Origin of the sequence: Kitasatospora sp. NPDC094016 (assembly GCF_040304045.1) — a bacterium.
GTDB lineage: Bacteria > Actinomycetota > Actinomycetes > Streptomycetales > Streptomycetaceae > Kitasatospora.
This window is the reverse complement of sequence record NZ_JBEOUK010000020.1, coordinates 105,037-119,596: the sequence shown is the minus strand read 5'-3', so window position 1 is coordinate 119,596 and position 14,560 is coordinate 105,037. Positions and strand designations below refer to the sequence as shown.

At 72.6% G+C, this 14,560-nt stretch carries 7 protein-coding genes; 1 reads left to right on the top strand and 6 read right to left on the bottom strand.

Annotation, left to right across the window (positions count from 1 at the left end; translation table 11 throughout):
* Nucleotides 1–29: 29 nt before the first annotated feature.
* Genes ABT015_RS20255 through ABT015_RS20235 form a run of 5 tightly spaced genes read right to left on the bottom strand, consistent with a single transcriptional unit; the run spans nucleotide 30 to nucleotide 11,657 of the window.
* On the bottom strand, nucleotides 30–725 hold the full coding sequence (locus tag ABT015_RS20255) for a formyltransferase family protein (RefSeq protein ID WP_350880878.1): 696 nt from the start codon (nucleotides 723–725) through the stop codon (nucleotides 30–32).
* 5 nt (nucleotides 726–730) lie between these two features.
* Nucleotides 731–1,969 (bottom strand): cytochrome P450, encoded by a 1,239-nt coding sequence (locus ABT015_RS20250; RefSeq protein ID WP_350880876.1) that lies wholly within the window; start codon nucleotides 1,967–1,969, stop codon nucleotides 731–733.
* Entirely contained in the window at nucleotides 1,966–3,759 is a 1,794-nt protein-coding gene (locus ABT015_RS20245; protein WP_350880874.1) for a beta-ketoacyl synthase N-terminal-like domain-containing protein, read from the bottom strand. The genes ABT015_RS20250 and ABT015_RS20245 overlap by 4 nt, the downstream gene beginning before the upstream one ends.
* A gap of 60 nt (nucleotides 3,760–3,819) precedes the next feature.
* Complete coding sequence (locus ABT015_RS20240) at nucleotides 3,820–5,646, bottom strand: non-ribosomal peptide synthetase (protein ID WP_350880871.1); 1,827 nt, start codon at nucleotides 5,644–5,646, stop codon at nucleotides 3,820–3,822.
* Nucleotides 5,643–11,657: an acyltransferase domain-containing protein gene (locus ABT015_RS20235; protein WP_350880869.1), complete on the bottom strand. Its 6,015-nt coding sequence runs from the start codon at nucleotides 11,655–11,657 to the stop codon at nucleotides 5,643–5,645. Before ABT015_RS20235 ends, ABT015_RS20240 begins: the two co-directional genes overlap by 4 nt.
* A gap of 785 nt (nucleotides 11,658–12,442) precedes the next feature.
* Here ABT015_RS20235 and ABT015_RS20230 point away from each other — a divergent pair.
* Nucleotides 12,443–13,834 carry an MFS transporter gene (locus tag ABT015_RS20230; protein ID WP_350880867.1) on the top strand — a complete coding sequence of 464 codons (1,392 nt, stop codon included), beginning with the start codon at nucleotides 12,443–12,445 and terminating at the stop codon, nucleotides 13,832–13,834.
* 144 nt (nucleotides 13,835–13,978) lie between these two features.
* Here the strand turns inward: ABT015_RS20230 and ABT015_RS20225 are convergent, their stop codons facing one another.
* Nucleotides 13,979–14,521, bottom strand: coding sequence for a hypothetical protein (locus ABT015_RS20225; protein WP_350880865.1), 543 nt, complete (start codon nucleotides 14,519–14,521; stop codon nucleotides 13,979–13,981).
* Nucleotides 14,522–14,560 lie beyond the last annotated feature (39 nt).

Genomic DNA, 14,560 nt, shown 5'->3' with positions numbered 1-14,560 from the left:
AGGGTCACCCGGGCGTCACAGCCCGGCCGTCACCCTTCGTGCAGGGCCCACTTGCTGCTGTCGACCTTCGCCGTGCCGGGCAGCGCGATGAGTTCGGGTTTGAACAGCGGTGGTACGCCCATCGCGGGCTCCCAGGTGGCCAGCTTCTCGTCCTGCGGGACCTCGATCCGCCGGTCCGCGGTGAGGTCGGCGACCACCTTCAGGAGCAGTCGCACGCCGAGCGGTGCCAGGTGGTCGCGCCACAGGCTCTGCGCGGTCGAGCCCGGGGGCACGAACAGGTGCTCCTGGGCGGCGAGCGGGCCCGCGTCGGTGCGTTCGGTGAGGTGGTAGACGCTTCCGCCGGTCACCTTGTCGCCGTCGCGGATCGTCCACCGGATGGCGTCCCGGCCGCGGTGCAGCGGCAGCAGGCTGGGGTGGTAGCCGATGGTGGCGACGGCGGCCCGGGCGCGGGTCTGGCGGCCGAGGAAGGCGTGCGAGTGGGCGGCGACGATGATGTCGACCCCGTCCGGGATGTGCCGCGCGCGCAGTTCGGCCGAGTCCGTCCACGGGACGTCCTTGTGGTACGCCCAGGAGCGCAGGCGGTCCCAGCACATCGCGTCGCCCTCGTCGGACTTGCCCTTGCGCAGCCGGGGGGCGGCCGCGCCGACGATCTTGTGCCCGTCGTCCAGCAGGGCTTCCGCGACCGCGACCGCGAATCCCCCTTGTCCTGACATGTAGATGTTCATCCGGATCAGTCGACCTCTTTCAGTCCGCGGTGGTCGGGCTCGAACCGCACCGGCATCGTGGAGAACCCGGTCAGGAAGTTGGACCGGATCCGCAGCGCCTCCTCGGTCTGCTCGAACCCGGTGGTGAAGTCCCGCAGGGCTGTGAGCAGTTCGGCGATCTCCACCTTGGCCAGGTACGAGCCGACGCAGAAGTGCGGGCCGTAGCCGAAGGCCAGGTGCTTGTTGGGGGTGCGGCCGAGGTCGAACTCCCCGGGCCGGGCGAAGACCCGTTCGTCCCGGTTGCCGGAGGCGTGCCAGAGCGTGACGATGTCGCCCGGGCGCAGCCGTACGCCGTGCAGTTCGGTCTCCCGTACGGCGCTGCGCCCGAAGTGCATCGTGGGCGAGGCCCAGCGCAGCACCTCGTCCACGGCGGTCTCGACCGCGACCTCGCCGTGTTTGAACCGCCGCCACTGCTCGGGCCGGGCGGCGAGCGTGTGGACGCAGTCGATCATCGTCAGCCGGCTGGTCTCGTCGCCGCCGATGATCAGGCTGTAGCAGTTGAGCACGACGTCCTCGTCGGACAGCGGCACGCCGTCGATGGAGCTGGCGATCAGCATGCTGATCACGTCGTCGCCCGGGGACTCGCGCCGTTCCTCGACGACGTCCAGGAAGTACATCAGGATCTCGTTGCGGGCCATCTCGGAGTCGACGGCGTCGACGTCCTCGTCCTCGGCCGACAGCGCGGTCTTGGTCAGGCTGAGCAGGTAGTCCCGGTCCTGCTCGGGCACGCCGAGCAGGTTCGAGATCGTGGTCATCGGGATCCGGCTCGCGATCTCCTCGGCGAACTCGCAGCCGCCGGACTCGACGGCCTCGCGGATCCACTGCCGGGTGTTGGCCCGGACCGTCCGCGCGACCTCGTCGAGCACCCTCGGCGAGAGCACCCGCTGGAGGATCTTGCGCAGTTCGTGGTGCCGGGGCCCGTCGGTGACGGCCAGCATCCGGCCGGCCCCGGCGTCGCCGCCCTCCAGGAGCGTGACGAGCACGTTGCCGCGCTCGGAGGTGAAGTTCACGTTGTCCCGGTAGGTGGCCATGATGTCGTCGTGGCGGGAGAGCACCCAGAACCCCCGGCGGCCGTCGACGGGCGGGTTCCAGTGCATCGGGGCGGTGTCCCGCAGGGTGCGCCAGAACCCGTCGAGGTCGTGGTCCGCGAAGGTGGCCGGGTCGCCCAGGTCCACGGTGTCCGGTGGCGGCGTGCTCATGGTCACCAGTCCGTGCGCCAGAACCGGCGCGGCTGGAACGGGTAGGTGGGCAGCGGCACCCGGCGGCTGGCCTGCCCCAGGTGCAGGGCCTCGAAGTCCACCTGCTGGCCGGTCACCCAGGCGGCGGCCAGTTCGGCCAGCGCCGGCGCGTCCTGGCCGGACGGCACGATGCCGTTGTCGGTGCGGGAGAAGCGGGAGAAGGAGCCCGGGTCGGTCTGCGGGGCGGCGGCGGTCGTGGTGGCGGGGCCGCGGGCGGCGTCGTCGGACAGCGCCGCGATCAGCTCCGCGCGGCTGCGGACCACGGCCGCCCACCGGCGGGCCATCACCTTGCGGCCGAGGTTGAGGCTGAAGCAGACGTCGTCCAGGCGCAGGTCGGGGTCGGCCTCCAGCCGCTCCTTGAGCCGCGTACGCTGCCGGGCCAGCGCGTCGTCGTCCAGGGCGGACAGGGTGGCCAGCCGCGGCCGGCCCTCGTCCTCGGGGGCGCGCCCGGCGGCCGTCGGGGCCTCCTCCAGCAGCAGGTGCGCGTTGTAGCCGCCGCCACCGATCGAGGTGATGCCCGCGCGGCGGATGCCGGCCTGCGGCTCCCAGGCTGCCCCTTCGATCTGCGGCACGAAGGGGGTGCTGGGGAAGTCGAGGTCCTGGTTGACCTCGGTGAGGTTGATCGTCGCCGGGAGCGTCTTGTGGTGCAGGGCCAGCGCGGCCTTGATCGCGCCGAAGCCGCCGGAGACCACGCCGCCGTGGCCGACGTTGCCCTTGACCCCGCCGATCGAGGTGGTCGCGGTCTGCTTCCCGAACGCCATGGTCGCCGCGTGCACTTCGAGCTCGTCGGTCATCGGCAGGCCGAGACCGTTGGCCTCGTACATGGACACGGTGTCCGGGGTGACGCCGCCGACCTCCATGGCGTTGGCGATGCAGGCGCTCAGCCGCTCGGGCTGGGCCAGGCCGTACGCCATCGCGCTGACGCCGTTGTTGTTGACGGCCGAGCCCTTGACCACGGCGTAGATGTGGTCGCGGTCGGCGACGGCGTGGCCCAGCGGCTTCAGCAGCACGGTGACGACCCCGCTGGACAGCGCGGTGCCGGTGCCGTTGGCGTCGAACGGGCGGCAGTGGCCGTCCTTCGACAGGATGCGGTTCTCCTCCCACAGGTGGCCGCGCGGGTGCGGCAGGCGGACCATCGCGCCGCCGGCGATCGCCAGGTCGGTCTGGCCGAGCAGCAGCGACTGACAGGCCAGGTGCACCGCGTAGTGGAAGCCCGCGCAGACGGCGGCGACGGTGACGGCCTCGCCGATGAGCCCCATGTAGTAGAGCGCGTTGGAGGTCATGGTGTCCGGCGACCACGCCAGGCTGGCCTCGATCGCCTCGGGGCCGACCGACACCCGGTCCGGCGGGGAGCTGTAGAGCGCGGCGGTCTGCGGGTTGTTGGCGCCGTACATGCCGATCTCGGCCCGGAGCCGGTCCGGGTCGTAACCGCCGTCCTCCAGCGTCTCCCAGGCGCTCTCCAGGAACAGCCGGTTCTCCGGGGTCATCGCGGCGGCCATCCGGTCGCTGATGCCGAACACCGACGGGTCGAACTTGTCGTACGTGTCGAGCACGCCGCAGGCCCGTACGTAGAACGGGCTGTGGATCAGGGTCTCGTCGACGTGGATGTCGTCCTTGGCCAGGAACGACACGGACTCCCGGCCGTGGACGAGGTTGTCCCAGAACTGCTCCTTGGTGCGGGCTCCGGGCGCCCGCAGGGACATGCCGATGACGGCCACGTCGCCCGGGTCGTAGTCCTGCTCGGGGTTGTCGGTCATGGGGAGGCTCCTGCTTCGTTTCGAGTGAGGGTGACTCAGCGGCCGCTGTACGCCGACGGCTCAGCGGCCGGTGGCGCCGCCGCGGCCGCGCAGCGCGGCCCGGCGGGTGTTGGCGCGCGCACGGGCGGACTGGACCGCCTCGGGGGTGGCGCCGCTCTCGTCGTCGAGCCAGCGGGCGAGGGAGGAGATGTCGCGGAAGCTGAAGAGGTCGGGCACCCGGACGCGGCGGTCGAAGCGCCGGGTCATCAGCCGGGCGAGGCGGATGAGCAGCAGGGAGTCCCCGCCGAGGTCGTAGAAGGCGGACTGCACGTCGATGCCCGACGGTTCGAGGTCGAGCAGCTGGCCCCAGATCTCCGACAGGGCGACCTCGGTCGGCGTGCCGGCGGCCGTCAGGGGCCCGCCGGTGTCGGCGGCCGGCGGCTCGGGGAGCGCGTCGCGGTCGAGCTTGCCGCCCGGCCCCAGCGGCAGGGCGGCCAGGAACACGAGCGTCGCGGGCACCATGTAGTCGGGCAGTTCGACGGCGAGCCTGCCGGTGACGGCGCTCTGGAGCGCGGCGTCCAGCCGGGGGCCTCCTTGCGGCGCGTCGTCGGCGGCGGGCACGACGTAGCCGACGAGCCGGTTGCCCCGGACGACGGCGGCGGCCTCCCGGACTTCGGGGCAGCCGGTCAGCCGGGCCTCGACCTCCTCCAGCTCGATGCGGTAGCCGCGCAGCTTGACCTGGTGGTCGGTGCGGCCGAGGAAGCGGAGTTCGCCGTCGTCGGTGAACCTGACGACGTCCCCGGTGCGGTACATCCGCTCGCCGTCGCGGAACGGGTCCGGCACGAAGCGTTCGGCCGTGGTGCGCGGCCGGTTGACGTAGCCGTGCGCGAGGCCGGCGCCGCCGAGGTAGAGCTCGCCGGGCTCACCGGCCGGGAGCGGCTCCAGGTTCTCGTCGAGCACGTAGACCCGGTCGCTGGTGGTCGGCGGGCCGATCGTCGGCTCGTCGGTCCCGTCCTCGGGCACCGGCCCGAACGAGCAGAAGACCGTCCCCTCGGTGGGGCCGTAGGCGTTGAAGACCCGGTCGGCGCCGGTCTCCCGGTAGGTGCGGTCCACCAGCTTGCGGCGCAGGGCCTCGCCGCCGAACACGACCGTGCGCACGTTCGGCGGCAGGGCTCCGGCGTCGAGCAGGCTGTTCATGACCGACGGGACGACGTTCAGGTGGGTGATCCTGTCGGCGTACCGGCTCTCCGGCAGGTGCACGGCGCTCTCGACGAGCACGACGGCGCCGCCGCGGCACAGCGCGTTGAAGATCTCCATCACGGACAGGTCGAAGCAGACCGAGCTCGCCGCCGAGACTCCGCTCAGGTCACAGCCGTCGAGGACCCGGTCCATCTCGGCGAGCATCGCCACGCAGCCGGCGTGCCGGACGGCCACGCCCTTGGGCCTGCCGGTGGAGCCCGAGGTGTAGATGACGTACGCGGTGTCGCCGGGCACGACCGCGACGGGCTTCGCGCCGGGCTCGGTCGTGACGTTCTCCCCGAGCACGACCACGGTCGGTCCGGGCGGACAACTGGCCCGGGACGCGGGTGTGGTGAGCAGCAGGCGGGTCCCGCTGTCCTGGACCATGAAGGTCAGCCGGTCGGCGGGGTAGTTCGGGTCCAGCGGCAGGTAGCAGGATCCGGCGCGCAGGGCCGCCAGGATGCCGACGAGCAGGTCGGGGGTGCGCTCGACGCAGATGCCGACCGGGACGCCGGGGCCCGCGCCGTCGGCGACCAGCCGTTCGGCCAACTCCCGGGAGCGTTCGTTCAGTTCGCCGTAGGTCAGGACGCCGGCGTCGGAGTAGACGGCGGTCGCGTCGGGGTTCTTGAGCGCCTGCTCGACGAACGCGGAGTGCAGCGTCTCGGTCACTGGTCCGTCTCCTCGGGGAGGCCGGTCGGCGCGAGGTCGCCGAGGGCCCGGTCGGGTCGGGCGATCGCGTCGAAGAGCACGGTGCGGTACAGCGCGAGCAGTGCCGTCACGGTCTGCCTTTCCAGGTAGCTCGGTTTGAACTGGACGTGGCCGGCGACCTCGCCGTCGATGTCGGCCATCGAGATCTCGAGGTCGAACTTGGCGAGGTGCCTGCGCACCTGAAGCGGTTCGAGCGGCAGCGCGCCGTCGGGCGTGATGGTGTCGCCGATGCCGTGGAAGAGCTTGACGGACCGGGGGAACGCGTCCGAGGAGAGCCAGTTGACGACCACGTCGAACCACGGGGAGCGGCCCTCGGCCCTCGGCGGGCGCAGCTGGGAGGCCAGCAGGTCGAGGGGGTAGTTCATGTGCTCCAGGAGGCCGAGCGAGAAGGCGTGGACCTCGCGCAGCAGGTCGCGGAAGCTTCGGTCACCGGCGGGGTTCGCCCGCACCAGCACGGTGTTGAGGTAGTAGCCGACGGCGGATTCCCAGCCGGGTTCGGCGCGTTGGGCGATGGCGGTGGCCAGCACCGCGTCCTCGGTGCCGACCGCGCGGTTGAGCGCGGCGAAGAACCCGGCCAGCACGACGGTGCTGATCGACACGCCTTCGCGCACCGCGAACTCCCGCAGCAGGCGGGTCTCTTCGGCGCTCCAGCGGAAGGCGAGGTCGCGGCCCTCGTAGGTGACACCCGGCGGCCGCTCCTTGGTGGACAGGTCGAGGTGGGCGGGCGGGTCGGCCAGCTTCCGCGACCACCAGTCCAGGGCCGCGCCGGCCGCCGGGCCGGCCAGCCACTGCCGCTCCCACGCGACGAACTCCGTGTACGGGGCGACCGGCGCGCTGTCGGCGGGGTCGGCGCCCTCGTAGTACGCCTGGAGTTCGCGGATCATGACGTCGGCCGACGCCGCGTCCGACGCGATGTGGTGGACGAGCACCAGCAGGTAGTGGTCCGCCGGTCCGCGCGTCATGAGGACGATCCGCACCAGCGGCCCGTTGTCCAGGTCGAGCGGCTCGTGCCCGTAGCGGGCCAGTTCCTCGCGGGCCTGTTCGTCGTCCAGGTCGGTGCCGTCCGCCACGACGAACTCGTACACCGGTTCGTCCAGGATGACCTGGTAGGGGCTGCCGCCCGCCTCCACGAAGAGGGTGCGCAGGGCGGGGTGGCGCTCCATCACGGCCCGGACGGCGCGGTCCAGGGCCTTCTCGTCGACGGCGGTCCGGATCCGGGCGGTCACCATGAAGTTGTAGGGCACGGCGTCCGGCGCGACCATCTGCATGAACCACAGCGAGGCCTGGCCGTGCGAGGCCGGTGCCAGGGCGAGGCCGAGGCCGTCGGCGCGCAGCTGGTCCAGGGCCGGTGCGTCGGTGGCCTCCAGCAGTCCGCGCGCGTCCAGTTCGTCCACCAGCTCCTCGGCGTCCAGTTCGGACAGCTCGTCGAGGTACGTCCGGTCCGGCTCGGCCTCGGGGGCCGGGGCGGGAACGGGAGCGGCTGCCGGTACGGGCGGTGCCGTCGCGGGCGCGGCCGGTCCGGCGGTGAGTTCGACGAAGTGGCCGACGACCTCGGAGATGGGCCGGCCGTCCAGGAACACCACCGGCGACACCCGGTGCCCGAACAGCGACTGCAGCCTGTTGACGAGGCGGATCGCCAGCATCGAGTCGAGGCCGAAGTCGAGCATGCTGGCGTTCACGTCGAACCTGCTCACCGGCACGCCCAGCGCGTCGGCGAGCTCGGCGAGGACGGCCTCCGCCACCGGCCGGATCTCCGTCGGCTGCTCCTCCTCCACCACACGGGCCACGGGCACAGCCACGGTTTCGACAGCCGGGGCCGGGGCCGGCGCCTGGGCGGGGCGGGGCTCGGTGTCGATCCAGTAGCGGTCCTTCTGCCACTGGACGAGCGGTGTCTCCACGACCTCGACGTCGTCGCCGAACAGCGGGTCGAAGGTCAGCGGCAGGCCCCTGACGTACAGCGACGCGGCGGCGCCCAGCAGGCAGCGGACGTCGTTCTCGTCGCGCCGCAGGGAGTTGATCGCGTGCACCCGGGCGCCACGGGTCAGCGCGATCTCCTCGACCGCGCCGCGCAGCGTCTCGTGCGGGCCGATCTCGATGAAGGTGCCGACACCCTGGTCGACCAGCGCGCCGATCGTCTCGGCGAACCGGACCTGGTTGCGCAGGTTGTGCACCCAGTAGTCGACGTCGGCGACCGGGTTGACCGTGTCGGCCAGTGCCGTGGAGTGGAAGTCGATGCCGGGCGTCAGCGGGGTGATGCCGTCGATGCCCTCGCGCAGCGGCTGGAGCAGCGGATCCATCCCGGGGCTGTGCACCGGCCGTTCGACCCGGATCCGCCGGGTCGAGATCCCGTCCCGCTTGAGGTCGGCCTCCAGGGCGTCGACGGCTTCGGGCGAGCCGGAGACCGCCGCGCTGGTGGGGCTGTTGACCACGGCGACGGCCGCGTGCGCGGCGTAGGGGGCCAGCCGCGGCAGCAGCTCCGCCTCCGGCAGGTCGACGGAGATCATGGCGCCCGCGGCGGCCTTGCGCTCCAGCAGGTGCGACCGGGCGACCACCACGCGGGCGGCGTCCTCCAGCGACAGCGCACCGGCCACGCAGGCGGCCGCGACCTCGCCCAGGCTGTGCCCGACGACGGCGGTCGGCTGGATGCCGAGTCCGAGCCACACCTTCGCCAGCGAGACCTGGAGGGCGAACAGCACGGGCTGCTGGAAGTCCATCTCCTCGTACCTGGCCTCGTCGGCCGGGGCGGCGAGCCGGTCGAGCACCGAGCAGCCGCCGGCCGCGCGCACGGCGGCGTCGCAGGCGTTCATCCAGGTGCGGAAGCCGGCGTGCGAGCGCAGGAGTTCGCGGCCCATGCCGACCCACTGGGTGCCGCCGCCGGAGAACACCAGCGCGACCCGCCGGTCGACGCTGCCGGAGACCGTGCCCGTGACGACGTCGGGGTGCGGCTGGCCGGCGGCGACCCGGGCGAGGCCGTCCAGGACGTCCTGCCGGTTGCGGGCGAACAGGGCGATCCGGTGGTTGTGGTGGGTGCGCCTGGCGGCGAGCGTGTAGGCGAGATCGCGGACCCGCAGGCCCGCGTCGCGTTCGACGTGGTTGGACAGCTCGCGGCAGGTGTCGGCCAGCGCGCCGGCCGTGCGGGCGGTGACGGGGACGAGGTGCACCTGCTCGTCGGCGGCGGCGTCGCTGCAGCCGGGCGTGACGTGCCGCCCGCGGTCGCCGGCGAGGAAGGGGTGGGCCGCGACGGGGAGGCCGGCGGCGTACAGGGCGCCGAGCGAGCCGAGCAGGGTCGAGGCCTCGTCGGCGCCGCGGCGCAGCGATGGCAGGGTGGCCGCCGTCAGGATCTCCGACACCGACTTGAGCAGGACGGGGTGCGGGCTGATCTCGATCACCGCGTCGACGTCGTGGTCGCGCAGCTTCGTCAGGGCGTCGACCACCCGGATCTCCCGGCGCAGGTTGTCCGCCCAGTAGTCCGGCCCGAGTTCGGCGCCGTCGACGCGCTCGCCGGTGACCGTCGAGATCATCGGGATGCGGGTGGTCCGGGGCCTGATGCCGTCGAGTTCGACCTTCAGCGGGGCGAGGACGTGGTCGACCAGCGGGGAGTGCGGGGCGTGGCCCATCCGGACCCGGTGGTTGGTGACGCCCGCCGCGGTCAGCCGCTGGACGAGGTCGTCGATCTCCTGCGGTGTGCCGGTGACCAGGGTGGAGTTCAGGCCGTTGCGGCCGGAGACGGTGAGCCGGCCGGTCAGGTACGGCTCGACCTCGTCGGCGGCGGTCATCACCACGATGCCCTCGCCGCGCCCCACCGCGAGCTGCTGGAGGAGCCGGCCGTGGTGGGCGGCCAGGCGGGAGGCGTCGTCGAAGTCGAGCGCGCCGGCGATGTGGGAGGCGGCGAACTCGCCGACGCTCTGCCCCACGACGACGTCGGGCTCCACCCCCAGCGAGCGCCAGGCTTCGGCCAGCGCGACCTGGAGGGAGAACAGCAGCGGCTGGAAGACGTCCATGTCGTCGATGCGGCCGTCCGGGGACATCAGCTGCTCGACGAGCGAGAAGCCCAGCAGCTCCCGCATCCGCCGGTCGGACTTCATCATGGACCGGCGGAACACGGGCATCGCGGCGAGCAGTTGCCGGCCCATGCCCACCCACTGCGAGCCGTTGCCCGAGAACAGGAAGGCCACCCGCGGCGTGCGTCCGGTCCGCTCGCCGACGCTGAGCCCGGCGGCCTTCGCCCCGCTGCCGAAGGCGTCGAGCTGGGAGCGGAGTTCGGGCATGTCGCGGGCGGTGGCCGCGAGCCGGAACGGGCCGTCGCCGGGCGTCCGGCGGCAGAGCTCGCGCAGGTCGCTCTCGTCGCGCAGCACCCGGGCCCGCTCGGCCAGCGCCTCCCGGGAGTCCGCGGCCAGCAGGAGCAGCGAGCTCTCGGGGCGCGGCAGTTCCTCGACGGCGACGTGACAGATCGCGCCGCCGAACCCGAACGAGCTGACGCCGCCCCGGCGGGCGTCGGAGCGTCGCGGCCACGGCGTCAGCCGGTCCTGGACGGTGAGGTTGTACTCGTCGAACATGATCTGCGGGTTCGGCGCGCTGTAGTGCAGGCTCGGCGGCAGTACGCCGTTGCGCATCGACATCGCGAGCTTGACCAGGCCGACGATGCCGGCGGCCGCCTCCAGGTGCCCGACGTTGGACTTGACGGACCCGAGCCGCAGCGGCTCCGTACGGCCGCCGCCCAGCACCGCGCCGATGGCGTTGGCCTCGATCGGGTCGCCGAGGGGCGTCGCGGAGCCGTGGCACTCGATGTAGTCCACGAGGTGCGGTGCGATGCCCGCCCGCTGGTACGCGGTGCGGAGCATCTTCTCCTGCGCCTGGGGGTTCGGCGCCGTCATGCCGTTGCTCAGGCCGTCGTTGTTGGAGGAGCTGCCCTTGATCAGGCAGTACACCGGCAGGTCGCGCTCCAGCGCCACGCTCAGCGGGGCGAGCACGACGACGCCGGCGCCCTCACCACGGACGTAGCCGTCGGCGCGGGCGTCGAAGGACTTGCAGCGGCCGTCCGGGGCGAGCGCGCCCATCGCGTCCATGGCGGTGTAGTAGTCGGAGACGAAGCTCAGGTTCACGCCGCCGGCCAGCACCAGGTCGCTCTCGCCCAGCCAGATCGACTGGCACCCCACGTGCACCGAGACCAGCGATCCGGCGCAGGCGGCGTCGATGGCCATGCTCGGGCCCTGGAGGCCGAGGACGTAGGAGACCCGGTTGGCGATGATGCCGTCGTGCATGCCGGTCGCGGTGTGCGGGGTGATCTGGCTGTCGGGGCCGCGGTAGTGCGCCAGGGCGGCGTAGTCGCCCCAGCAGGAGGCCATGAACACGCCGGTGTCGCTGTCGACCAGGCTGTGGGGCGCGATGCCCGCGTCCTCCAGCGCCTCCCAGGACAGCTCCAGGATCAGGCGTTGCTGCGGGTCCATCTGGACGGCTTCGCGGGGCGAGATGCCGAAGAACAGCGGATCGAACCGGTCGATGCCGTCGATGAAGCCGCCCCAGCGCACCCGGTCGTTCAGCAGCTCGCGCCGCGCGGCCGGTACCGGCCCGACGGCGTCGCCGCCCTCGACCAGCAGCTGCCAGAACGACGACGGGTCCGGCCCGCCGGGGAACCGGCAGCCGATGCCCACGATCGCGACGGGCTCGTGCGAGGGCGGTCGGCGGCGCTCGGTGCCCGGAGCGGGCTCGGCGGCACGCGGACCGTCGACGAGCGCACGCGCCAGCCCGTCGACGGTCGGGTACTGCCACATCCAGGTGGCCGGGACCTGCCAGCCGAGGAACTCGGACAGCGAGGCCGCGAGAGTCACCGATCTCAGCGAGTCCAGTCCGTACCGGTGCAGCGGCGCCGAGCGGTCCACCGCGCCCGCGGACACGTCCAAGAGTTCGACGACACGGGAAAGCAGGAAATCGGTTACGGCGGAAATGTCTCGCGCTGCGCGCTCTCGGGGCACGGCGACTCCCTCAACAGGGCGGATGGAATGGGCGGGTGGAGCTTCACGGCCGACCGGCCGGGGGGTTCGGTCCGCACCCGGGCAGCCGGACACAGGGGGCGGCTCATGACGCGGAGGGTCCCCTTCACCGCATCAAGTTCCTGGGTGGGGCCGATGGTTGGCGTGCGGATGAGATCGGCGTTTCCGATCCCCACGTTCACGGCGGGCGAGAACTCCCGTTCGTGTACCGCTGTTTCAGCCGGCGGCGCGGCTCGTTCCCATCGCGGGAGAAATCGCGGGCTGCTCCGGGTCACACCGGTCCGCGAGTGCATCGACGACAGGATCGCGTACGCGGAATCCTCACCTGCACGGCTACTGTCGATGGGCTCCAAGGTCCATTTGGTCAAGCGCGACGAGTATGCTGATTGAGGCAAAATGGAGCGTCAGTGCTAATCCGACCGGCGGACAGCAGAGTGCCAGTTCGTTAATGGTGAGACAAGCGCCATTCGAGGGCCGGTTGAGGCAGTGGCGAGATTTGATCTCCAAGTGTCCGGTTCGAGTGGGAGCCGTCGGCGATCCGAAATGGCACCTCGACCCGGCGGCGCGCCCCGTCACCGCACCCCGGGCGGGATAGGCGCACGACCCCGCGAAAGGCGCGCTCCACCGGCGCGCGACTGGGGTAGACAGCGGCTGAGTGACCCATGCAAGCTGACCCCCATGGCAGTTGAGAATCTTGATGCGGCGTCGTCCGATGCCGACCGTTCCTTAGCCGGGCTCACCGGCCGCGACGTCGACGGCAGGCCCGCATGACGGACGCCACGGACACCACCGGCACCCCCGGCACCACCGACACCCCCGGCACAGCGGCCGAGCCGGCGCTCCGGCCGGGACTGGCACTCGGAGTACTGGCCGGGGCGCTCGCCCTGGACGTGAGCGGTCTCGGAGTCCTCAACGCCGCCCTGCCGTCCGTCGGAGCGCGCTTCGACCTGGACGAGACCACGCTCCAGTGGGTCATGACCGCCTACGCCGTCACGTTCGCCGGCTTCCTGCTGGTGGGCGGCCGACTGGCCGACGTCCTCGGCCGGCGGCGGGTGTTCGAGGTCGGGGTCGCCCTGTTCACCGTGTCCGCGCTGGTCGGGGCGCTGGCCCCGGACACCGCGGTGCTGCTGGGTGCGCGCGCCGTCCAGGGCATCGGCGCCGCCCTGTCCGGCCCGGCGGCGCTGGCTCTGCTCACCGAGACGTTTCCGGCCGGTCCGGCCCGCAACCGGGCCTTCAGCGTGTACGCGGCGGTCGGCGCCGCGAGCTTCAGCGGCGGGGTGATGCTGGGCGGCGTACTGACCCAGTTCCTCGGCTGGCGTTCGGTGCTGTGGTTCTCGGTGCTGCTGGGGCTCGCCGTGCTGGCCGCGACCCGCGCCGGACTGCCCGGTGGCGCCGGGCACAGCGGCCGGCTGGACCTGCCCGGCGCGATCACGGGCACGCTCGGACTCACCCTGCTCGTCGTCGGCGCGAGCAGCGACGGCGCGACGGCGTGGCTCGTCCTCGCCGCCGCGGTGGCCTTCCTGGCCCTGTTCGTCGTGCGTGAGCACCGCACCGCCGACCCCGTGCTCCCGCTCGGCCTCTTCCGGATCAGGTCGGTCCGGGCCGCGAGCCTGGCGGCGTTCCTCCAGTACATGGGATCGGTCGGGCTGCTGTTCTTCGCGCCGCTGTACCTCCAGGGGATGCTGGACTACTCCCCCTTCGAGTCCGGTCTCGCGCTGGTGCCGATGTCCCTGGCCGTGTTCCTCACCGCCAACTTCGCCACCGGACGCCTGCTGGCCCGGTTCACCCCGCGCACGCTGATGGCGGTCGGCCTGGTCCTGATCGGCGGGGGTGCCGCACTGTGGCTGGGCACACCGCACGACGGCGGCTACGTGCAGTACGTGCTGCCCGGCCTGGTGCTCAGCGGCATCGGCCAGGGGCTGAACTTCCCCTCGATGACGTCCGCCGGGCTCACCGGAGTCCCGGCGCGGCAGCACGCCGTCGCCGGGGCGGTGAACGTCGTGGCGCAGCAGATCGGCGCGAGTGCGGGCGTCGCGGTGATGGTCCTGGTCGCCGCGACCAGCACGGACCAGCTCGCCGGCTACCACCTCGCCTACCTCACCGCCGCCGGCGCGTGCGTTCTGGGCGCGGCGGTCATCGCCGTACGACGGCAGGCCTGAGAGGCCCGGCCGACCGGCGGCCGGACGGCCTGGCCGGGCTGGGCCGGGCTGGGCGAACCCCAAGGCGACGGCCCGCACCGCGTGGTGCGGGCCGTCGCCTTTCCACCGGTTTCCACCGGCAGGCCCGGAGGTTCCAGGGGCCGGTCAGTTCCAGGGGTTGGCCGCCTGGTCGTTGATGGCCGTCCAGAACCGGGTGTTGTTGGGGATGTTGCCGTAGGCCCAGAAGGTCCAGCCACCGGTCTGCGCCAGGTCGGACCCGAAGTGGCCGTCGTGGAACTCGGCCTCGCGCCAGCCGGCCCCGAAGGAGGCCTGGCACAGGCTGTCCGCCGCGGCCCGGCTGTTGAGCCGGGCGCCCTTGACCGGCTGGCTGAGGGCGACGGTGCCCTGCGCCCAGCCGTTGTAGAAGCCGATGCTGATCCCGGACGGGGCCGGGCTGCCGTCGACGTTGAGGCAGAGCACGGGCAGCGAGACCGACGGCGCGGTGTCGCCGTTGTAGGCGTTGCTCGGGCTGCCGCCGGGGCCGCCGACCTGGACGGTGCCCTCCGGGCCGTAGGCGACGACGGACCAGGTCATCCCCAGGTGGGTGCCCGGTCCGGTGGCGGCCTCGGCCGGGGCCGCGGACAGCGGGATCAGGGCGGCTGCGGCGACGGCGGTCGCGGTGGCGACGGCCTTCTTCAGACGGTTCATCAACTGCTCCTGGTTCGAGGCGTCTCGTCAGGCGACCGG

Bases quoted from the DNA above. Each gene is read 5' to 3' on its own strand.
- ABT015_RS20255 (WP_350880878.1), bottom strand. From the start codon at position 725: ATGAACATCTACATGTCAGGACAAGGGGGATTCGCGGTCGCGGTCGCG.
- ABT015_RS20245 (WP_350880874.1), bottom strand. From the start codon at position 3,759: ATGACCGACAACCCCGAGCAGGACTACGACCCGGGCGACGTGGCCGTC.
- ABT015_RS20230 (WP_350880867.1), top strand. From the start codon at position 12,443: ATGACGGACGCCACGGACACCACCGGCACCCCCGGCACCACCGACACC.
- ABT015_RS20225 (WP_350880865.1), bottom strand. From the start codon at position 14,521: ATGAACCGTCTGAAGAAGGCCGTCGCCACCGCGACCGCCGTCGCCGCA.